This is a genomic window from Curtobacterium citri, from assembly GCF_030362955.1.
In the GTDB taxonomy this organism is placed as follows: Bacteria; Actinomycetota; Actinomycetes; order Actinomycetales; family Microbacteriaceae; genus Curtobacterium; species Curtobacterium citri.
Genome location: NZ_JAUCML010000013.1, coordinates 65,966 through 86,242, shown reverse-complemented (window position 1 = coordinate 86,242; position 20,277 = coordinate 65,966). Strand labels below are relative to the sequence as shown.

The 20,277-nt window shown below is 68.2% G+C and carries 23 protein-coding genes; 11 read left to right on the top strand and 12 right to left on the bottom strand.

Going from position 1 to position 20,277, the window contains the following annotated elements:
- On the top strand, positions 1-147 hold a 147-nt coding region (locus tag QUG92_RS15970), incomplete at its 5' end, for an aldo/keto reductase (protein ID WP_289459954.1).
- Between the two features lie 99 nt (positions 148-246).
- On the opposite strand, the gene QUG92_RS15965 is transcribed toward QUG92_RS15970, so the two are convergent.
- Positions 247-654 (bottom strand): hypothetical protein, encoded by a 408-nt coding sequence (locus QUG92_RS15965; RefSeq protein ID WP_289459952.1) that lies wholly within the window; start codon positions 652-654, stop codon positions 247-249.
- A 136-nt stretch (positions 655-790) separates the two neighbouring features.
- Here QUG92_RS15965 and QUG92_RS15960 point away from each other — a divergent pair, with 136 nt between their 5' ends.
- The 3 genes from QUG92_RS15960 (at position 791) to QUG92_RS15950 (ending at position 2,309) form a co-directional block, all read left to right on the top strand.
- Positions 791-1,000, top strand: a complete 210-nt coding sequence (locus QUG92_RS15960; protein ID WP_289459951.1) for a hypothetical protein — start codon at positions 791-793, stop codon at positions 998-1,000.
- 37 nt (positions 1,001-1,037) lie between these two features.
- On the top strand, positions 1,038-1,463 hold the full coding sequence (locus tag QUG92_RS15955; protein WP_289459950.1) for a hypothetical protein: 426 nt from the start codon (positions 1,038-1,040) through the stop codon (positions 1,461-1,463).
- A gap of 216 nt (positions 1,464-1,679) precedes the next feature.
- Positions 1,680-2,309, top strand: a complete 630-nt coding sequence (locus QUG92_RS15950) for a hypothetical protein (RefSeq protein ID WP_289459949.1) — start codon at positions 1,680-1,682, stop codon at positions 2,307-2,309.
- Positions 2,310-2,335: 26 nt separating this feature from the next.
- On the opposite strand, the gene QUG92_RS15945 is transcribed toward QUG92_RS15950, so the two are convergent.
- From QUG92_RS15945 to QUG92_RS15935, 3 genes are all read right to left on the bottom strand, one after another.
- Positions 2,336-3,085 (bottom strand): COG4705 family protein, encoded by a 750-nt coding sequence (locus QUG92_RS15945; RefSeq protein WP_289459948.1) that lies wholly within the window; start codon positions 3,083-3,085, stop codon positions 2,336-2,338.
- A gap of 17 nt (positions 3,086-3,102) precedes the next feature.
- Positions 3,103-3,777 (bottom strand): DedA family protein, encoded by a 675-nt coding sequence (locus QUG92_RS15940; protein ID WP_289459947.1) that lies wholly within the window; start codon positions 3,775-3,777, stop codon positions 3,103-3,105.
- Positions 3,778-3,846: 69 nt separating this feature from the next.
- Entirely contained in the window at positions 3,847-4,647 is an 801-nt protein-coding gene (locus QUG92_RS15935) for a COG4705 family protein (RefSeq protein WP_289459946.1), read from the bottom strand.
- Positions 4,648-5,004: 357 nt separating this feature from the next.
- On the opposite strand from QUG92_RS15935, the gene QUG92_RS15930 reads away from it, so the two are divergent.
- The 3 genes from QUG92_RS15930 (at position 5,005) to QUG92_RS15920 (ending at position 7,676) form a co-directional block, all read left to right on the top strand.
- On the top strand, positions 5,005-5,976 hold the full coding sequence (locus QUG92_RS15930) for a sensor histidine kinase (RefSeq protein WP_289459945.1): 972 nt from the start codon (positions 5,005-5,007) through the stop codon (positions 5,974-5,976).
- Entirely contained in the window at positions 5,973-6,632 is a 660-nt protein-coding gene (locus QUG92_RS15925; protein ID WP_289459944.1) for a response regulator transcription factor, read from the top strand. The genes QUG92_RS15930 and QUG92_RS15925 overlap by 4 nt, the downstream gene beginning before the upstream one ends.
- A gap of 423 nt (positions 6,633-7,055) precedes the next feature.
- A complete protein-coding gene (locus QUG92_RS15920; RefSeq protein ID WP_289459943.1) occupies positions 7,056-7,676 on the top strand; it encodes a recombinase family protein in 621 nt (206 codons plus the stop codon).
- Positions 7,677-7,701: 25 nt separating this feature from the next.
- Here QUG92_RS15920 and QUG92_RS17170 read toward each other — a convergent pair whose 3' ends face one another.
- From QUG92_RS17170 to QUG92_RS15885, 8 genes are all read right to left on the bottom strand, one after another.
- The gene (locus QUG92_RS17170) at positions 7,702-8,127 is read right to left on the bottom strand and encodes a ParB family protein (protein ID WP_491700636.1); all 426 of its coding nucleotides are present in this window, start codon (positions 8,125-8,127) and stop codon (positions 7,702-7,704) included.
- On the bottom strand, positions 8,124-8,993 hold the full coding sequence (locus QUG92_RS15915; protein ID WP_289459942.1) for a ParA family protein: 870 nt from the start codon (positions 8,991-8,993) through the stop codon (positions 8,124-8,126). The genes QUG92_RS17170 and QUG92_RS15915 overlap by 4 nt, the downstream gene beginning before the upstream one ends.
- Positions 8,994-9,582: 589 nt before the next feature.
- A complete protein-coding gene (locus QUG92_RS15910; RefSeq protein ID WP_289459941.1) occupies positions 9,583-11,487 on the bottom strand; it encodes a bifunctional DNA primase/polymerase in 1,905 nt (634 codons plus the stop codon).
- A 518-nt stretch (positions 11,488-12,005) separates the two neighbouring features.
- Positions 12,006-12,467, bottom strand: coding sequence for a helix-turn-helix domain-containing protein (locus tag QUG92_RS15905; RefSeq protein ID WP_289459940.1), 462 nt, complete (start codon positions 12,465-12,467; stop codon positions 12,006-12,008).
- 155 nt (positions 12,468-12,622) lie between these two features.
- On the bottom strand, positions 12,623-13,537 hold the full coding sequence (locus QUG92_RS15900) for an FHA domain-containing protein (RefSeq protein ID WP_289459939.1): 915 nt from the start codon (positions 13,535-13,537) through the stop codon (positions 12,623-12,625).
- The gene (locus QUG92_RS15895; RefSeq protein WP_289459938.1) at positions 13,538-14,728 is read right to left on the bottom strand and encodes a M23 family metallopeptidase; all 1,191 of its coding nucleotides are present in this window, start codon (positions 14,726-14,728) and stop codon (positions 13,538-13,540) included. It abuts the gene before it with no gap.
- 13 nt (positions 14,729-14,741) lie between these two features.
- Positions 14,742-15,263: a hypothetical protein gene (locus QUG92_RS15890; protein ID WP_289459937.1), complete on the bottom strand. Its 522-nt coding sequence runs from the start codon at positions 15,261-15,263 to the stop codon at positions 14,742-14,744.
- Entirely contained in the window at positions 15,260-16,612 is a 1,353-nt protein-coding gene (locus tag QUG92_RS15885) for a MinD/ParA family ATP-binding protein (RefSeq protein ID WP_289459936.1), read from the bottom strand. Before QUG92_RS15885 ends, QUG92_RS15890 begins: the two co-directional genes overlap by 4 nt.
- Positions 16,613-16,935: 323 nt before the next feature.
- Here QUG92_RS15885 and QUG92_RS15880 point away from each other — a divergent pair, with 323 nt between their 5' ends.
- From QUG92_RS15880 to QUG92_RS15865, 4 genes are read left to right on the top strand one after another with little or no spacing between them, the layout of a single operon-like run.
- On the top strand, positions 16,936-17,481 hold the full coding sequence (locus QUG92_RS15880; RefSeq protein ID WP_289459935.1) for a DUF6668 family protein: 546 nt from the start codon (positions 16,936-16,938) through the stop codon (positions 17,479-17,481).
- Between the two features lie 23 nt (positions 17,482-17,504).
- Positions 17,505-17,819: a hypothetical protein gene (locus QUG92_RS15875; RefSeq protein ID WP_289459934.1), complete on the top strand. Its 315-nt coding sequence runs from the start codon at positions 17,505-17,507 to the stop codon at positions 17,817-17,819.
- A gap of 40 nt (positions 17,820-17,859) precedes the next feature.
- A complete protein-coding gene (locus QUG92_RS15870; protein ID WP_289459933.1) occupies positions 17,860-18,597 on the top strand; it encodes a DUF8175 domain-containg protein in 738 nt (245 codons plus the stop codon).
- On the top strand, positions 18,569-20,269 hold the full coding sequence (locus tag QUG92_RS15865; RefSeq protein ID WP_289459932.1) for a TrbL/VirB6 family protein: 1,701 nt from the start codon (positions 18,569-18,571) through the stop codon (positions 20,267-20,269). The genes QUG92_RS15870 and QUG92_RS15865 overlap by 29 nt, the downstream gene beginning before the upstream one ends.
- The last annotated feature ends 8 nt before the right edge of the window (positions 20,270-20,277 follow it).

The following is a 20,277-nucleotide window of genomic DNA, read 5'->3' as shown; positions in this document are numbered from 1 at the left end:
GCGCTCGCGTGGCTGCTGCAACGGTCACCCAACGTTCTCCTCATCCCCGGCACCTCGTCGACACAGCACCTCCACGACAACATCGCAGGTGCCGGAATTGAGCTATCCGAGGACGACCTGCGGGACCTCGACAGCGTCGCTAGCTGACTTTCAGTCGGATTCGTGCGGGGATCGGATCCCATAGTGGTGTCCCAAGAGACGATCGCCTATCGGAATGGGGTTGCTGTGACAGCGATGCAGAAGGGGTCAGCCCTCCACCCATACGTCTGCACGACCGCCAGTCCGGCACTGCAGGTCTGCTCCGAAACGAACATCAGTCCATTGCAGGTCAATGGGTTCTTCGTGCAGGCGGACTCCGGCTGCGTTGAACAGCGCGATCCGTCCGGGACCATCAGGTGTGCTGTCGAATGTCACCACCCACGCTTCGCCGTTCCGCGTGTTCGTCGATTCGTCGATCGTCGGAGTGCATCCAGAGCCCGCGCACAGTGCGACGGCGTGCACCTCGCCCGACGACTCCGGGACGTGGATCCAGACGGGATTTGGCTGGTCGTAGTCAGGGCAGATCGAATCCGGAGTGATCGAGCAGCCTGCGAGAGCTGATGCGCCGGTACCGAGCGCCAGGGTGATCAGGAAGTTCCTGCCGCTGCTGAGCATGTGTCAACCATAGTGAGGTAGTGGCACAGCGTCCGGGTGACGATGGGGTCCCGGACACTTCTGCGGCGTCGCGGTCGGCTGGCCAGTCAGCACAGATCCAGCCCGCCAACGGGCGGGTGATGTCTACAGTCGAGCCATGAACGGAGCTGACCTGTTCCTGCCGATCCTGATCGCGGGCGTGGCGATCGGAACGGCCCTTCTCGTGGTTGCCGTGGTCAAGACCGTGCGGCACCACGGGTGGGGGCAGCAGCGGTGGGCTCCCCCCGCCATCCCGTGGTTCGTGGCTGGGTTCATCGTCCTGGTGGCTGGGCTCGTGGCCGCGTTCACCGTCGCGAACGGTGCGTGAGGCGGTGCGACCACGGCGGGACGTTCCGGTGCCCGTCGTGACACGCGTCACACTCGGAGCAGGCGCAGCCGTGCTCACGGTGCTCGCGGTCGTCGTCCTGGTTGAGGACGTCCGTGATTGGCTCTTCGCTCTCCTGCTCGTGGGCGTCGCCGCTCTCATCGCGGTCCGCGGGGTCCCGGCCGGCATCGACCTCCACGAGGACGAGCTGGTGCTCCGCGACTACCTGCTCACCACTCGAATCCGACGAGTGCAGGTCGTTAGTGTCGAGCGATTCCCGGCGATCGACTGGCGCAGCGTCGGAGGAGTACCGCGAGAGACGCTGATGTGGGCGTTCGTCCGCCGCGCCGCCATGATCACCGCCCCCACAGACAGTGACCGAGCCCACGCCCGATCGATCATCGAGGACTGGCTCCACGACGGTGAAGAGCGCCAGCACCGATCGAGCGACGAAGCAACGTCGTAGAAGCACAGCTTCGGCAAGCCGTCGAAGAAGCGTCCGATAGCCGGTCCGTCAGCGGGCTCGGCGTCGGTCAATCAACTTCTGCAACCAGTTGCGCTCACCCTTCGGTCGCGTGATGCCGATGTAGTCGAGGAAGCCGCGCAGGGTCATGACCAGAGCGTACGGAGGCGTCTCGTTAGCCGATCGGCTATCGGGACGGTGTTCTCGTAGTGTGCGGGGATGCAGTGGCAGCGGGCGCTTCTCGATCAGATCGGTGTCGCGAGTCCGGCCGTGGATGCGGTGCGGCCGTACGGTTCCGTGCTCACACCCTCGGAACTCGATCGGTGGAGCGACCTTGACGCAGAGGTCGATCTCTCCGCAGACGTCGAGGGCGGAAAGCTCCTCGGAGCTGAACTCTGGGCATGGCAAAGCAGTCTCGACGACGATATACAGCGGGTTCGCGCGGTGCTGCGGGACGGTCGCCGCTGCGACTTGGCGCTGCGTGGTGCGATCCTCACGCTTCCGCAGCCGCCTGTCGACAACGCTGTGCGGTTCGACCTGGCCCTCGCTGCGACACGCTTCGGCCGGGGCGCGAACGCCATCGGACTGCACCTCACCCTCGGGGTGGTCCGTGAAGCACTCGTGCACAGCATGGTCCTTGCGGATCGGCAAAGCGGCAGCGCGCACCACCGGTCGGGAACGCCCACCGACGTCGTTGCCGCGGAGGCGCTGGCGCTGTTGTCCACTGCCCCAATGCCAGCTCTGACGCTGCGAGTAGCGGAGTTCTATGCCGAGAGTCGGGCACGGATCGAGGCGGACTACGAGCCCGATTGGAGTGGGCTCACAGCGATCGTCACGCCATCGAGCTAGGGGCCCGCCGCCCGATAGCCCATGGGTCAGCGGACGCTCGAGGCTGCTTCTGTGGAAGGGATTCGCCGTACCTTCTCCTGCACGGCCACGGCGAAAGCGATGGCGATGACGAGGACCGCGCTGACGAGGCCGGTGCCGACGTCGAGGCCGCCTCGGGCGTGCGGGACCGCGACGAAGTCGGCGAAGGATGCGCCGACCGGGCGGGTGAGGACGTAGGCGGTCCAGAACGCCGTGACCGGTCCGAGCAGCGCCGTCAGGCGTGCGAGGACGACGATGATCATCGCGGCGACGAAGACGAGGCCGCCACCGAGGTAGCCGAGGTGGAACGTGCTGGCGGCGAGGTCGCCGGCCGCGGTGCCCATCGCGAACGTGGCGATCACGGCGGCCCAGTAGAACAGCTGCCGCCGGGTGCTGGTGATCGTGTGCACGTCGACGGTGCCCTCGACCCGTCGCCACAGGACGAAGACGGCGACCAGGGCGGCGAGGAAGACCGGGGTGGACACCGCGTACGGAACGCCGAGTGCGACGTGGGTGACGTCGGCGACCATCGTGCCGAACACCCCGACCATCGACACAGCACCCCAGTACAGCCAGGGACGGTACCGGTCGGCGCGGAGCTGCGCCACGAGCACGACGGCGAACACGGCCGCAGTGACCAGGACCGTGGGGACGGGGTCGAGGCGGGTGACCAGGAAGTCGGAGAGCGCCTCACCCATCCCGGTCGTGAGCACCTTGATCAGCCAGAACGACGCGGTCGGTCCCGGGACACGGTTCACCGTTCCGGTCCCACCCGTCACCGGTCCCCCACCGTCCGCTCCGCGGGTCGTGCCGCCGGTGACGTGCGCTTCCGGGCGACGTGACGGCGGCGCAGGGCGCCGATGACGATCGGCAGGACCGACACGACGACGATCACGATCATGAGTGCGTCGATGTTGTGGGCGACGAGCGGGATACCTCCGAGCAGGACCCCCACTGCTGTCAGGCCGCAGGCCCAGGAGATGGCGCCGATGAGGTTGAACAGCAGGAACCGCCGGTAGTGCATCTGCGCGGTCCCGGCCGCGAGCGGCACGTAGGTCCGGACGATCGGGACGAACCTTCCGAGGATCAGGCTCAGTCCGCCCCACTTCGTGAAGAACGCCTCTGCTTCGTCGAGTCTGGCGGTGGTGAGGATGCGGGCGTCGTCCTTGAACAGGCGACGTCCGTAGCGTTTCCCGATCCAGTACCCGACCTGGTCGCCGGCGACGGCGGCGATGAATGCGACGAGGGCGACCTGCCACGGCGTCACGCCCAGGGTGCTGCTGATGATCGCGGCGGTGACCAGGAGGGAGTCGCCGGGCAGGAACGGGAAAAGGACCCCGGACTCGATGAAGATCAGCAGCGCGATTCCGGCGAGGACGTACGGGCCGAATGCGTGCAGCACGGATGCTGCGTCGAACAGGCTCACGGCGAGCGGAACGGTGTGGAGCACGAGGGCCTTTCACGAGCGGAGGGCCTGGTGCCACCGGCGTTCAAGTCGGCGGTGGGACCAGTGGACGGGTCAGACGGTGAGTCGGCTGCGCTGCGCGGGTTCGTCACGGCGGATGCGGATCACGAGGTAGCTGATGATCGCGGCGATGATGACGAAGAACACGATGCTCGTCGTGATCGTCCCGACACCCAGGCCGCCGTCCTTCGTTGACGCGGACAGCAGGTCGCCGGTGGACGCGCCGAGGGGGCGGGTGAGGATGTACGCGATCCAGAAGCAGAGCACCGGGCCGCGTCGGCCGATGAACCAGACGGCGGCGGTCACCGCGATTGCACCGGCGAAGAGGAGCAGTGACGGGAAGTACCCCAGGCCGGTCTGTTCCGCGATGAGGTCGCCGGCGGCGGTGCCGAGGGCGAAGGTGAACAGGATCGCCAGCCAGTAGAACCCTTCCCGGCGGAGCGTGTCGATGCTGTGGATCGAGAGGGTCCCCTCGGTCCGGTACCAGATCGCGAACACCGCCAGGAGCGCGACGCCGAACACGGTGGTGCTGACGGCGAGGGGGACGCCCAGTCCGTCGGTGAGGTTGTCGGTGACGCAGGTCCCGACGATGCTGATCAGGACCACGGTGATCCAGTACACCGGCGGCCGGTAGCTGCGGGACCGGAACTGCAGGACCAGGAACACCGCCAACGCGACCGCCATGATCAGCGTCGTCAGCGGCAGTCCGAGTCCGACGGTGTCACTGAGGAGGTCAGCGGCGGTCTCACCGACCGTGGTCGCGAGGACCTTGATGATCCAGAACGACGCGGTCGGGTCGGGCACCTTGTTCGAGCGGCTCCGGGTCGGCACAGGCGCTGCGGGCGAGTGGGACATGGCGTTCTCCTCGTCAGGATGGGCCGTACCGCGATGTGCGGGGTCGGCGATGCTCCGACGGTAGAAAACGGCGCGCAAGACTCCACCAAGAATTGGACCGGCCGCCCGTGCGACGTTTCTTGGCTGTTCCTTGGCTGGTGTCGCTGAGGCTTGGGGGCCGGTGCTGCTCTGAGTGAGGCAGGATCGAGCCGACGCGGTGACGCCGGAACGCTTCCCCCCTTCGCGTTCCGGCGTCACCAGCACGGAAGGGGCCACATGTCTGCTGGATGGCGGTCAGCGATCGCGGACGGACTGGCACGCTGGTCGTTCCGGTCTGGTGTGGAGACCGATCCGGACCGGTTGGCGTACCGCCGGTCCGTGATCGGGATCGCACTGCGTGTTGCGGTCGTCTCGGCGGCGCTGGTGATCGCGATCATTGTCCTCGTCGTCGCCTACGTGCTGTGGCAGCTGACCCCGAACCAGCTCCACGAACAACCCGGCCCGACCGACATCCACATCTACCTCGACACCATCGACCTCAGCGTCGCGGTCATCGGCGTCGGTGGTCTTGCGATCATCCTCGCCGGCATCGCCGCGTGGCTCATCGCCCGCCGCGCAGTCCGGCCGATCGCCGAAGCAGCACGCATGCAACGCACCTTCGTCGCCGACGCCAGCCACGAACTCCGCACCCCGCTGACGGTGCTCAACGCCCGCGTGCAACGGCTGCAACGGATGACCCCGGACGACGACCGACGGCGTCCCGTCGTCGACGATCTGCGCGAAGACACCCAGATCCTGATCAACATCGTCAACGACCTCCTCGAAGCCGCCGCCGGCACCGCCGACCCCGACGGGAGCGCCGACCTCCGGGCCGCGATGGACTCGGTGCACCGCGACATGAACGTCCTCGCCGCGGAGCGAGGTGTGACGCTCGACGTTGAACCGATCGACGCCCGTGCGGGGGTGTCGGAGACGCAGCTGCGCCGATGCCTGGTCGCGCTGACCGACAACGCGATCGGTCACACCCCACAGGGTGGGCACGTCCGGATCACCGCGACGACCACCGCGACCCGGGTGACGATCCGCGTTGCGGACGACGGTCCCGGTGTTGTCGGCATCGAACCAACTCGAGTCTTCGACCGCTTCGCCCACGGCGCGCCCGCCGACGCGATAGCAACGAGCACCCGCACCGGGTACGGCATCGGCCTGGCTCTGGTCCGCGACATCGCCGTCCGAGCTGGCGGCGACGCAGTCATCGAACAAACGAACAGTAGCGGAACGATCTTCGCGCTCTACCTACCGACCGCTCCGGACAGCAGTTCAGAACACGACCGGAAGGACCGCGCATGATGCCCCGACTCCTCCTCGTCGAGGACGACCCCAGGCTCGGTCCACTCGTCGCCGACGAGCTCGGCGAGCAGTGGACCGTCACGCTCTGCGTGGACGGAGAATCCGCGCTCGAAACGGCTGCGAAGGAGTACTTCGACGTCATGGTGATCGATCGCCGGCTGCCCGGGATCGATGGCACCGCGGTGGTTGCGACCCTCCGGCAGCGGCGCGTCAGCACCCCTGTGCTCATGCTCACCGCGCTCGGTGAAGTCCACGACCGCGTCTCCGGGCTCGACGCCGGCGCGAACGACTACCTGGTCAAACCCTTCGACTTCGACGAGCTCACCGCACGGCTCCGCGCCCTCACCCGGGACTACACCGGCACTGGCGCCACTATCGAGATCGGCGGGTGGGCATTCCACCCCGACGATCACAGCATCACCTCCCCCTACACCGGCCGGGTCATGCTGACCGAGAAGGAGACCGCCCTGCTCCGGCTCCTCGCGGGCGAACCATCCCGCGCCTTCACCCGACAACACCTGCTCTCCGCAGTGTTCGACAACGGCGAGCAGCTCGGCACCGTCGACACCTACGTCCACTACATCCGCCGGAAAACCGACCGCGACCTCATCAGCACCATCCGCGGCATCGGCTACCGCCTCGGCACACCCGCGTGAACGCGGATCACGAACCCTCAAGCAAGGGAGAAGGACCTAGTCGTCCAAGAGACCTTCCTTCTCGGCTTCGGACGCGACCGCCAGCAGCGCAGCCCCGGCGGCCCCGACGACCACCAGGAGCAGCACGACGGCCACAGCAACCACGATCAGCACCACAGGATCACCTCCACGCACACCATGGCGGCAACCCACCAAGGAATCCCCCAGCCGCGTCGCTTCGCCAGCAGGCTGGTCGCCTCATGCGTCCCAGCACGACCCCGGATCGAGAGACTGCACGAGCGCTGCTGTCCGTGTCGGATAGCCGGTCGTCAACCGGACGCTCGAGCCCTCGGTCGCGAGGCGCGGCGTTCTGCGTCGGCGGACTGTCCGGATAGGTAGTCCGAAATAGGTTCCGGTGAGGGTTCCCTATGTGAGACTGTCAGAATGGAAACCGGATGGGTGCTCGGCTACGCCCGCGTCTCTACGGCAGGGCAGGATCTCACCGCACAGACCGACGCGCTTATGGCGCTCGGGGTGCCGGCGGATCGTGTGTTCACCGACAAGGGGATGACGGGCACTCGACGGGACCGGCCGGGGCTGACCTCGGTCCTAGCGGCGTGCCGTCCGGGCGACACGTTGGTGGTGACCAAGCTGGATCGGCTCGCCCGATCCTTGCGGGATGCAACGGACATCGCGGAAGAGCTGACGCGCCGCCAGGTGCGGTTGAACATCGGCGGCGCCATCTACGATCCGACCGACCCCGTCGGCCGGCTGCTGTTCAACGTGCTGGGTATGGTCGCCGAGTTCGAGGCCGATCTCATTCGGGCACGCACGCGTGAGGGCATGGCGGTGGCGAAGGCACGGGGCAAGCTCAAGGGCCGGAAGCCAAAGCTCTCCCCCGCGCAGGAGCGGCACCTCGTGGCACTCCACCGTGCAGGGGATCACTCGATCGCGGAGCTCGTCGAACTGTTCGGGATCGGCCGCGCGACGGTGTATCGCGCGCTGGATCGGCATCCGGCCGCGGTAGCTGGAGAGCTGGCGCTACCCCGCGTGGACGGGCAGTAAGGCGTGGCTCGGGCCGGACGCGAATCTATCCGCCGAACGGCCTACCTGTGCGGAATGGCCCAGGGTTCTGCTCGAAGGGCGCTCCGCCGTTGTACTCGTTGGCCAGCCGGTCGAGTTCTCGCTCGATGGCTCCGTTCACAAGCGCAGCGAATGAGCGGTAGCCCGTCGGCTCTTGCTGCGTCCGCAGCACCGCAGTTTGGGCCTGCAGCTTCAACGATCGTCGCAACAGTGTCGTGGTAGCGACGGTGCTGTCATCCGTAGGGGACAGTGGGGTTGAGCCTGAGCGCTCGGGCGTAGTGCGACGCTCTTGATCCTGTTCGTGAACAGACACAGGAGCGGGCTGCTCGTTCCCCTCCCGAGCGGGAGGCGCTCCCGTGTTCACGGGTTCCACTTTCGGGGTCAGGGAAATCGGGCTGTTCGCGCCCGGACGCCGTCGCTGCGGCGCGCTCATGCCGCAGCCTCCGATGTCAGGAGAGCAGCGGTGAACCGGCTTGCCAGTGCGTCGTACAGGGCGAGGGTTTTTCGGCTGTTGCGGTCGCTCCACGCGCTCAACGAAGTCGCAGCTGCGTCGGCTTCGGCGAATCGGGACCATTCGGGGATGTAGTTCGGGTTCAACAGGTCTGTCCCGTCAGGTAGCTTCACCACTCCCCCGAGCTTCCAGACGAGATCTCCGAATTCTCCTACGAGCCCTTCGAGCTGGAAGTCGTGTTCTGCGGTCAACCGACGTCGCGTAACGACCACGCCCGCGATCGAGAGGTTGGGGTTTGCGAGGTCTGCGGAGTGGCGGGTAACGAAGTCGCGGACACGGATGGCCGCCTCGATGGAGTCGTAGTTGGGGTCGCACGGTATGAGGACCGAATGAGAGGCGGCGAAGGCCATCTGGACGAGGTGCCCCAGGTCGGGTCGCGTGTCGATGAGGACCACGTCGTACCGGTGAGTCCATCCGTCCAACGCCTTCGTCAGCCGTCGTACTGCTCCGACGACGCCGGCCTCGGACTCTCGGTTGATGAGATCGAATCGTGAGGGGAGAACGTCGATCAGTTCGCCCTCAGGAGCTACGTTGGTGTCCCAGCCGCAAGCGAGGACTGCTGCTTCCCCGGCGCCTTCTCGGCCCGCGGCGATCACCTCTGACATGGTCGGGATCGGCGAAGCCGGGTCCCACTCAATCCCTAGTCGTCGAGTGGCGTTTGCTTGGGGATCCATGTCTACAACGAGTACGCGTTGCCCCTTGCGCGCGAGGGCCGCCGCAAGCTGACAGGTGACCTCGGTTTTGGCCACGCCACCCTTGTTGTTGGCGATGGACGTGATGTGCGGCATCGGCTGCCCTCCTAACGCAATAGTTCCAAGTCTTGCAAGTGTTGCCGCCAAGCGAAGCGCACCACGCCACAAGTAGCCGCGACCAGATTAACACAAGCCTTGCAACACTTGCTTGCCATGCTTGGGTTGTAAGACATGCATGCACAACAAGTCATGCAAGCCATACTTTTGTTCCTTACGACGAGCTCCGAAACGGTCGGACCCGGTGAGGCGCTGAGCTTGGCGCCTCTGGCACCAATGCCCCAGAAGTCTTCGCCGCGTGATCGCGTCGTACGCGGTCGACGATCGCCGCGTCGCAGTACCGCTAACGGAACAACCGGTCGAACTGGGGGACGAGATCGCGTCAGCGGGCGCCGAGCTCGTCGACGGCGCCATAGTGCATGCCAGTGGCTGTAGCTGGGGCGGCTGGGGGAGGGCTCCCGGGCCCCCGCGCGGACCTGTGGGCTCCGAGGGGATCGGGTCACGTCTGCGGATCGGTAGTTAGTGGCGGGGTGGCCGGGAACTGGCCTGGCGACCAGGATTCGTCGATGTTGTGCCGTTCGCGCAGCGACGGGCGTGGCGCTGGCGTCGCTTCGTCGTCGCCATACGACTAGGCAGCGAGCTCGACGTCGCGGAGGGCCTGCAGGACACCTCGGCGCACGTAGTGCATGGCTTCCTGGTGGTTGCCGCGGCCGTCGCTGTCGCGTGGGTATGCGGGCCACGAGTCGGCGCCGCCGCGGTCGTCCTCGATGCGGAACATGACGGGCTGCGGGGTCGCGGGTCGTCGGGGTCTGCTGCCCTTGCCGGCGCGGTGGGCGGTGTCAGCGTTCCACCACGCCCACTGTTCGCGCTCGCGGTCGTACTGCAGCTCGCGGCGGCGGAGGGTCCCTGCGACGTCTAGGCGGTGGGCGACGTAGTTGCGGAAGTCGTGCATGCGGCGTCGCCAGCCGGTGCGGGTGGCGATCGCGAGCTTGTACCGGCGGAGTCGTGCGAGGGCTGCGCGTGCGCGGCCGAGGGGAAGGCCGGCGCGGTCGCTGACAGCGTCGGGATCTGCGGTGACGGTGGTGAGAGCTTCGTACGCGCGTCGAGCGGTGGGTCCGAGTCCCTTACGGGTGAAGACGTCGTGGCGGCCGGCGTCGAGTCGGTCGTCGAGTTCGGCGAGGAGGGCGGCCCTGACGTCGAAGACCTCGGCCGGGGGGCGGGCGTTCACATCTTGAAGTGGCCCGATGTGTTCGGCTGCTGTGGAGAACCGTTCCGACACCCGCCAGACGGCCGCGTTGGGGCCGTCTGCGGAGCGGCGTCGGATGATCCACCCGGCGTCGCGGAGGCGGCGGAGGGACCGGTCGACGGTGCTCGAGGGGATGCCGGTGATGACGGCGACAGAGCGCAGCGGTGCGGCGACGTCGCGCTGGCCCGAGCGGAGCGAGAGCCAGGCGATCGCGGCGAGCACGGTGCTGTCGTGTAGGTCGGCCTCGGCGTGCGCCCAGCGGCCGGGGGAGACGCGGAACGCGGTGAGCATCGCTTCGGTGGATGCGATGATGCTGCGCAGCTCCGTCAGGTCGCGCTGTGCGCGTTCCTGCGGGGCGTACCGGTACCGGGTGGCGCGGTCCTGCGCCTTGGCGAACTGGCGTGCCAGGCGGGCGGCGGTGTCCGCGGGCGTGCGGGGTTCGCGGCCACCGGCGGGGGAGTTGCGGGTGCGGTAGTGCTCCATGCCGGGCGCGGTGCGCGCGGCATGGGCGACGTCGGCGAGGGTCCAGCCGGACGCTGCTGCGGCGAGGAGGCAGAGGTAGCCGGTGCGCGACGGGTCGCGACCGCCGGCGACGGTCGCCATGTGCGCGGCTCCCCAGGCGGGGAGCGTGCGGTGCGCCTGGTGGCCGGCGTCGACGGGCCCGGAGGGCTGCTCGTCGGCGGGGTCGATGGCGGGCCGGAGCTCGCGGAGCGCCGCGGTGACGCGGAGCAAGTCGCCGGCGGTGACGGAGCCGGTGCGGAGCACGGCGACGTCGCCTTCCATGACGCTCGACGCGCCGCCTCGGGCGTGCGGGGTGAGCGGGGGGCGTGCGGCGCCGGTGCGGTCGTTGCAGAGCAGACCGTGGTCCAGGGACGGCAGCACGGCGCGTGCGGCGGCGGCGAGCTGGACGAGGACGGCCTTCTCGACGCCGGCGAGGGGCACCCACACGTGGTAGCCGCCGGTCGGGCTCGACCGGCACACCACGTGGTCCACGTTCGTGTTGCGGAGGATCCGGACGAGGACCCCCAGGTCTTCGGCGGCTTGGTCGTGGTCCTCGGGGCGCTTGGCGTCGAGGTCGAACGCGGCGAACCGGAACCGTCCGAGTTCGTCGGTGAGGTCGACCGTCCACGGCGTCGACGGCGGCATGTGCCCGATGATTGGGAACTTCCGCGGGTACCGGTTCGACCGGATCGCGCCGTCCGCCTCGGCGATCATCGTGTTCACGTACCGGCGGGGCGCGATCGCGCGGGTCAGCGCCCACGCGGCGGTGATGCCGTCGGCGGACACGCTAGACGGCAAACGGGTGCTATTTGCAGTAACTCGGGTTACGATGGCGACACCTCCTAGGGCAACCTCGTTGGTACGACGAAGGCTCCCGGCTCCAACCGGGCTTCTTCATCGGGACCCTCACGACCTGGAACGTTTGGCGACAGAGCAGGTAGTGAGTCACATGACTTGGGGCTTCGGCCCCGGACCCCCGCTACGGCGGGGGTTCTGTCGTTTAGGCGGCCGGGATAGGCAGCTCCTCGGTTTGCGGGACAGGGCGATCGACGAGGGGAAGGGCCCCGTTCTCGTCGACGAGCTGAGCGATGAGTGTGTCCAGGTAGTAGGCGATCGACACGCCGCTTCGGCGAGCCGCGTCCTGGACCTCAGCGCGAGCATCAGGAGAGACCCGTCCTTGGAGGAGGACGGTTGGCGCGTTAGCCGCGCGTCGCGATCGTGCCTTGATTGCACTCATGCCGCCATCTTGGCGGCTTGAATGCATTCCATCGCCGACACCAGCGGCGTGTCGGCCAGCTCCCTCCTCAGAGCTCATCTGAGTCCTCTGCTGCGCGCCGTTTCCGGGCGACGAAACCGGGTCGTTGGTTGCTCGTCTCATCGAAGAGTCGGCGCAGCGCCCCTTTCTCAACACGCCATCTCCCGCCAGGGCGGACGGCGGGGATGGTGCCGTCGTTCAGCCAGCCGAAGATCGCGGGACGGCTCTTGCCGAGTAGCGCCATGAGGTCGCGGTAGTTCAGAAACTCGTCGTACGCGTCGAGCGGGTGTGGGTAGGGCTCGTGCTCGGGGACCGGGATGGTCGACGTGGATTCGAGCCACTGCCGGACCTCGTTGCGGAACACGATCCAAGAGTGGGCGATCTGGTGGCCGGGGATGGTGCCCCGGTTGAGCCAGAGGCTCACCGTGGTTTGCCCGATCTGCAGGAGCCGCTCGAGGTCCTTGGACTTGAGCGTGACGGGCAGGGTGTCCCAGTAGTCGTCTTCTGCCATGCGAGGGGATGCTGCTCCGGTTGAGGGCGGGCTGTCGGGCGTGGTCTGTTTGGGTAGACGGCCGTCGGGTAGCTCACCTTGGGTGGGATGGTCGTTTGCGCTTCCCCCGGGTTCGAGTATTCCGTGTTGCTTCCAGTAGACCGGCTGGTCGTGCCTCATTTGGGGGCCTCCGGTCGTTCAACGGACAACGTCACATCGGCGCTCAGGTCGCCGAATCGGAGGCGGTCGCCGTCCTGCAGGGGCAGTGCGACCCCGGGCGTGGCGACGAGCTCGACGTCGCCTCGCTCGATCACGGTGCCGTTGCCGGAGTGCTGGTCGACGATCGCCGGGACGTCGTCGGCCCACGCGATGGCGAAGTGGGTGCGCGAGAGGTTGCGGCTGGGATCCTCGACGCGGACAACGTCGAGGTCGACGCCGGTGTTGTTCACGGGTCGGCGGCCGACGAGGGCAGTGCCGGTGATGCGGACGACGTCACCGCCGGCGAAGGACACGGTCAGCACCGGCACGCTTGGAGCGGGCTGGTGGCGCTCGATGAACACGGTGACCTCGGCCTCCGTGGGGAAGTCGGCGGGTACCCACACGGGCGCGTCCGCGGCCGGGGTGAACGCCCCGGGCATTGGCGGGACCGGTACGGACTCCGCGGGTTCGGTGACCGACGAGACGCTGGTCGGCGTCGGGTCGGGGCGCACTGGCTCAGTGCGGGCTGCTGACGGTGCGGGAGCGGTCGGCTGTGCCGGAGCCGTAGGGGCCGGCTGTGGGGCTGCGGGAGCCGGACGGCGTCGCCGGGACCGCTTGGCGGGGCGGGCGGCGGGTGCGAGGTCGGTGACCCGGCCGTCGGGGTGCGCGGCGAGGGTCCACGTGCCGTCGGGGTCGACGGTGGTAAGCCGGACGGGGCGGTGCAGCACGTCGCGGGCAACCGCAACGGCGTACGACGTGATCTGCGCGCGGGCCTCGTTGAGGTTCGCGGGTGTCAGGGGAACGTCGTGCCCGGCGAAGTTGATGTGCGCGGACCCGTCCGGGTAGATGTTGCCGTGGACGACGGGGAAGTGGGGGATCGGTGCGTCGGTCATTCAGAAGTTCTCCCGTCGACAGTCGTCGCCGCAGAGGGTGACGCCGAAGACGTTGAAGAACGCCTCGGGGTCGACGTAGCCCTGCGGGCCACCGATGGTCTGCGACTGGGGCAGGGCGCTGACCTGGTCGTTCGTGGAGCCGTCGGTGTTCACGCGAATGTCCAGGTGGCAGCCGGTGGAGGGTCCGTTGGAGCCGACCTCCCCGATTTCCTGCCCGGACGAGACGGCGTCGCCGACGCCGACCTCCATGTCCTGCGGGTACAGGTGCAGGTAGCTGATCGTGTAGCCCTCGGCGGACTTCACCGACAGGGTGTAGCCGCTGGCGACGGTGACGGTGCCGGCCTGGGAGGCGACGATCGGGGACCCGCACGAGTAGCCGGACTTCCCGGCGGCGTTGCCGCTGATGCGGGTCTGGTAGTCGTTCGCGGGGTGCCAGGACGACGCTCCGGCGGTCGGGGACTCGCGGGGGCCGTACCCGGAGGTCTGGTCGAACGGGGCGGTCAGCGGCAGGACGGTGCCGCCGGCGGAGCAGCCGTTCGTCGGCGCGGCAGCGCCGGGCGTTGCGGAGCCCGACGGTGCCGGGGCCCTGCTCGAGGTGGAGGCGGCGGAGGTGGTGGAACCGCCGGAGCCGCCGGAGAGCTGCGTGACGACGTTCTGCGCGGGGGACTGCCACTTGCGGTAGTGGAACGGGTCTTGGTTGATCTGCACGCGGTGGATCGCGATGGTGGGCTCCAACGTCTCCCACCCGTTGACCTTCTGCAGCGCCTTGAAGAAGTTCGTGGCGCTGATGGTCGGGTCCATGCGGTCTTCGTAGGAGCCCCAGGCGCCGTTGCCGCGCTGCTGGAACAGACCGCGGCTGTCCGGGCCCGCGGTGTCGCCGCGGTCGAGGACCTGCAGGCTGGACTCACCAATCGCCGTCATCACGCCGATGACCTGCGCCTGCTGGGTCAGGCCGAGGGATTCGGCGGCGTTCATGATGTACGCGGCGTTCTTCAACTGCTCGCCGGAGTACCCGTCAATTGGGGCGTGCTGCGCGGCCTGGTCGACGTCGACGCTGCCGCCGGTCATCGAGTTGCAAGCGGCGGCAGCGCTCCCGCCGCCGAACGAGAACACGACGAGAAAGACCACCATCGCGATGATCGCGGCTGGTGTGCCGATGAGGATCAACAGACCCTTGCCGCCGCCGTTCATTCGCCGCCGCTGCTCACTGGTTTCCAGTGGGCCGGATCTCGTTCGCGAGCCACGAAGCGCTGTCACCACTGCGCGACAGGGCGACGTTGTAGTCGCCGGCGTCGGTGGGGACGAGCACGTTCAGGGCGACGTCGGTTGCTCCGGGAAGGACCTTCCCGGAGCCGGTGACCTTCGTCGCGGGGATGGTCGTGGGGTCCTGGCCCTCGTAGGCGATCGCGCCGGACTGCGACAGCAGCGGCGTCATCTGCTGCGCCCACTCGTCCGGGGAGAGCGTCGGCTGCGCGTAGGTGCGGACGACCTTCTCGGCGGCGTCGACGGCGGACTGCTGCGCGCCCTCGGAGGCGTCCGGGGCGGGCTGCGCGGTGGCGTCGTCGTACACCGACGGCGTGCTCGACGCGGACGGGTTCGGGGCGGTCGACATGTCCGGTGCCGCGGTCGGGGCGGTCACGTTTGGGTCCGCGCCCGTGGTGCAGGCGGTCAGCGTGAGCGCGGCGGCGAGGGCCAACGGCACGAGGGCCGCGGCGCGGCGGCTCACAGGCCACCCGCCACAGCTGCACCGGCAGCGAGCCAAGCACGCTGCGTGACCGGGCGCAGGGCGCCGTAGTTGAGCACGTCCGCGCCGAGGGCGGGGTCGTACGGGATCGTGACTACCTGGCGGGCCAGCCCCTCGAACCCGGAGGCCATCTTGTTCAGCTCGGCATCGGGCAGGTCGTGCTTGTGCTTGCTAACCACGACGACGGCCTTGTCCGCGAGCTGGGCGAAGTGGCCGCCACGGTCGTGCAGGCCCTCGAGGAGGAGCGCTGCGGATTCGGCGGCCTTGGCCTCGCCGATCGTCGGGACAACGATCTGGTCTGCGCGCTCGAGGGCGCGGACCCACATCGAGTCGGTTTCGTCGTTGCCGGAGTCGATGAACACGAGCCGGTAAAACTTCGACGCGACAGCGTGGATCGAGTCCACGGTGCCGGCGTCGAACCGCTGCTCGGTCGCGAGGACCTCGGGCTTGGAGCGGAGGACGTCGTACCGGTCGCGGGTCTGGTGGTGGACGTAGTGCGCCAGGTCCGCGGACTGCGCGCCCGTGCCGAGAAGCCGATCGACCTGGGGGAGCAGGTCGAGGATGCTCGAATCGTGGGCACCCTGCTCGGTGGACCAGCCGAGGGTGCCGCGGGTCTGGTTGTTGTCCCAGGCGAGCACGCCGGCACCGCCGTAGCGGGCGAACACGCTCGACAGCTCGATGGTGGTCATGGTCTTGCCGACGCCACCCTTGCCGTTGACGACGACGATGGTGCGGGGGCCGGGCCAGTGCTGGCTTACGGAGCGCACCCAGGACCGCTCCTGACGCTCGGCTTCGGACGGGGAGACGCGGATCCCGATACGGGCGAGCATGCCGCGGACACCCTGCGTCGCGGGCTCTTCGATTTCCTCGCGGGTGAGGAACGACTGCCGGGCTGCGCGACGGGTTGCCGGAGCCTCAGCTTCGGTGTCCGCGGGGGCCGCAGGTCCTGCTGCAGTCGGGGTAGGAGCGGACGCGTCGACGACCGGGGTCGCGACAACGTCGGGGGAGACGGGGACCGTCTCGACGGGCGCAGCCGGGACGGCGTCGCTCTGGTCGAGGTCGGTCAGCGGCTCGGTGACACCGTTGGGGTTCACGGCGAGCGTCTGCGTGCCGTAGCGGTCGTGTGTTGTGAGCCGCACGGCGCGATTCATCTGCTCGGCGGTCCCGCGGACGCTGCTGAGGATGCTGCTGCGAATTGAGTCCTCGGCGGCTTCCTCGAACGGCATCGGCACCCCGTTGACGACGAGCACGCCCGTGGCGCGGCCGTCGGTCGTGGGGGTGATGGTGGCTTCGATGCGGGGGAACGCGGGGATGGTCGGCGCGTCTGTCATCTGCACCTCTCCTGCTCAGGCTGGCGATTGGACGAGCGAGCTCCTCGCGAGGCAGGCCAAGCGTTCTCCCCCCGAAGTGGTCACTTATGGTGCATGATCGTAGTTGGAAATCGGAGCACTTGCTACCCAAATCAGCATGTAGTTATATTGCAAGCAGCAGGTGACGTCTGATCGCTACTGCGGTCCTCCGATGTGGGGACGCCGTGGGGGACGGGTCAGCGAAGGAGCCCGAGAGGGCGGATGGGGGTCGCATGGGCGACAACGTGAATCCGTGGGTGACAGGGGGACCGGCCTCAGAAGAGGTCCAAGAGGTCGCTCCGGTCGTGCAGCCCACGACGCGTCGCGAGGCGCTGCGAGGACCGTCGGCACCGCAGCCGACGGCCGTGCAGGTGCCAGAGAGCGCCGACCGTCTGCCGACCCGCCAGGTCTACGGCGGCGCGGCGATGTGGTGGATCGGGGCGCACGGTGGTGCCGGCGAGAACACCCTCGCCGCGCTGACCCTCGGCTCCCAGCCCGCCGCGCACGCTTGGCCGCTGCCGAGCGATCGCGGAGCGGTGAGCCGCGCCATGGTCGTGGCACGCACGAACTACGCCGGCCTCATGGCGGCGCAGCGCGTCGCCCGCGAGTGGGCGGCGGGTACGACGTCCGGCCTGGTCGAACTGACCGGGCTGGTCCTGATCGCGGATGCCCCCGGCCGTCGGCCAAAAGAACTCCGTCAGCTCGAGCAGCACGTCGCGGGTGGCTACCCGCGGCTGTGGACGCTCCCGTGGGTCGAGGCGTGGCGGATGGGTCCGCCCTCGGCGGCCACGATGCCGCGCGAGTACCGCGCACTCCTGGCAGACCTCAACCTCACCGCCGCAACCAACTAGCCCTGCTCGAAAGGATCACCTTCATGTCCAACACCCTCATGGTGCTCGACGCCCTGAACACCGCAGCCACCCACGTGCAGCACGTCGTCGCGCTCACCGTCCCGGACGGTGACCCGCAGGCTCCCGACGGCTGGACGGGCAAGTTCGGCCGGATCATTGGTATCGCCAAGTGGATCCTGCTGCCCCTCGCGGTGCTGGCGCTGATCGCAACCGGCGCGATGCTCTTCCGCAACAACCGCCACGAGGGCGGTGAGATCCAGGAGCGACTGATCAAGATCGGCTTCGGTCTGTTCCTCGGACTCGGCGCCGCATCCGTCGTCAGCTTCATCGTCTCCTAGCCCGGCCCCACCAGGGATCGCCTCAACAGAAAGCACCTACATGAGCAACGCAGAGCAGCCGTTCTACCGCCGCCCACTGTGGATCGTTGTGGCGATCTTCCTCGCCGTCGCCCTCGTGGGCGGCGGCATCGCCATTGCCACGAGCATCTTCAACGGACGTGCCGACAACACGGCCGCGGGACCAACCCCCGCCCCGTCCTCAACCGGGTCCTCGCGGCCTGCCAGCTCGGAGTCCATCTGTGGCCTCAAGGGCTACGAGACAACGAATGACCTCACCGCAGCGCCGCCGGCTACGTGGAAGATCATCGGCAGCACCGCTACGCCGCAGTCCGCAAGTGCCGGCCCTGGAAAGACTGAGGACGATGGCCGGTTCAACACGTGCTTCGCCCACACCCCGACCGGCGCTCTCTTCGCGAGTGTCAACTACCTTGCCGCGTCGACCGACTCTCGGAACTCGACCCGGCTGTATGAGCTTCTGGCTGACGGCGATCTGAAGGACCAGCTGAAGGCAACGCCGCAGCCTGGTTCGGATGGTTCGGCTGGGACACGCGCGCAGGTCGCTGGCTTCAAGATCGACTCGTACTCACTGCAGGAGACCACGGTCGACGTCGCGCTGTCGTACACAGGGGAAACCACGGATGGTCAGCTTGTAAGCCTTCCGATGGTCATGCGTTGGGAGCAGGGGGACTGGAAGGTAGTCGTCGACGGCAACGGTTCGCCTGTCGCGCCGGCTGCCCTATCGAGCCTTGGTGGGTACATCCCGTTCTCGGGGGTATGAAATGGCCGCTTCCGATTGCGAGAGCAAGCTCTACTACGTCTCGCACCTTCAGGAGTGCACTGCAAACTCGATCGGCGACGTCGTCTCGAAGGCAGCGAACGACACCGTTCAGCAGCTCATGAACAACGCGCTTGAGACGTTCGGCAAGATCGTCGGTTCGCTGGGCACGCTGTGGGTGAACGTGCCGAGCCCGCAGCTCACCAAGGGTGACGCGGACGCCTCCGGATACACCCCGACTGAGACAGTCACGTCGAACTTCGACACGATCCTCGGCTACGTGGCCTGGATCGGTCTGTTCGTCGCGGTGCTGTCGATCATCGGGTTCGCGATCATGTTCATGCGCGCCCGGTCGGAGGAGACGGGGCTGGACAGCCTGGGTCGCCTGGGCCTGGTGTTCGGTGGCGTGTTCCTCGTTACGAGCGCGTCGTCGCTGGTGGCGTGGCTGATCCCGACGACGGCCCCTGCGGGGTCGTCGACGACGGTCGGCTTCCTGCAGAGCTCGACCTGGTACATCGTCCTGACGATGGCGGTCGCGTCGGTGATCATCGCGGGCATCCGCATGGCGTGGACGCAGCGCGGCGAGCCGGTCCGGGACCTGCTCAAGTCGTTGCTGACGCTGGTGATGGTGTCGACGATCGGCCTGACGGTGATCCAGCTCGCCGTGTCTGCGGGCGACGCCTTCTCGGTCGGGGTCCTCAACGCGGCCACCGACTGCAACGTGGCCGCCGACACGGGCACGTCGTCCTGCTTCGGCACGAACGTCGCCAGCATGATCGCACTGACCGCGCAGTCGCCGATCGGCACGATCGGGATCCTGATCCTGGCGCTGATCGCGATCCTGATGACGTTCGTGCAGGTCGCGCTCATGGTGGTCCGCTCCGCGATGCTGGTGCTGCTGGCCGGGGTGCTGCCGCTGACGGCGAGCTTCACGAACACCCCGACCGGTAATCAGTGGTTCCGGAAGTCGCTGGGCTGGTTGATCGCGTTCATTCTCTACAAGCCCGCTGCGGCGCTGATCTACGCGGCCGCGTTCAAGCTCGTGGGAACGGACCTGTTCTCGAAGGATGACGGCGGGATCTGGTCGATCATGACCGGCATGGCGCTGATGATCATGGCGCTGATTGCCCTGCCGGCGCTCATGCGCTTCATCGCTCCGATGGTGTCGGCGGCGGGCGGCGGTGCCGCTGGCGCGGCGATCGTCGGCGGCATGGCCGCGATGGGCGGTCAGGCGGCGTCGGGTGCGATGCAGAAGATCAGCCAGAGCACGAGCCGTACCGCTACCGCTGGCGGCGGCGGCGGTAGCGGGTCGGACTCGCCCTCGGGCTCCTCGTCGGCTTCGACCGGTGCACGCAGCGCCGGCGGGTCTGGAACGTCGAAGGGTGCTTCGACAGGCGCGAAGTCCGGTCACTCGGGCGCGCAAAGCGGCGCGCAGGCGGCTGGTGCGGGCGGTCAGGCCGTTGGCGCTGGTGCTGGCGCTGCATCGGGCGCTGGCGGCAGTGCCGCAGCGGGCGGAGCGGGCGCAGCCGCGGGTGGTGCGGCTGCCGCTGCGGGTCCCGCCGCAGTCGCTGTGATCGGCGCACAGGCGATCGCGAAGGGCGCGAAAAAGGCGTCCGATGCCACGAAGTCCGCGGTCGAGGACTCGGCCGGAGAGGGCCCTTCGGGGTCCCAGTGAGGGGTTAG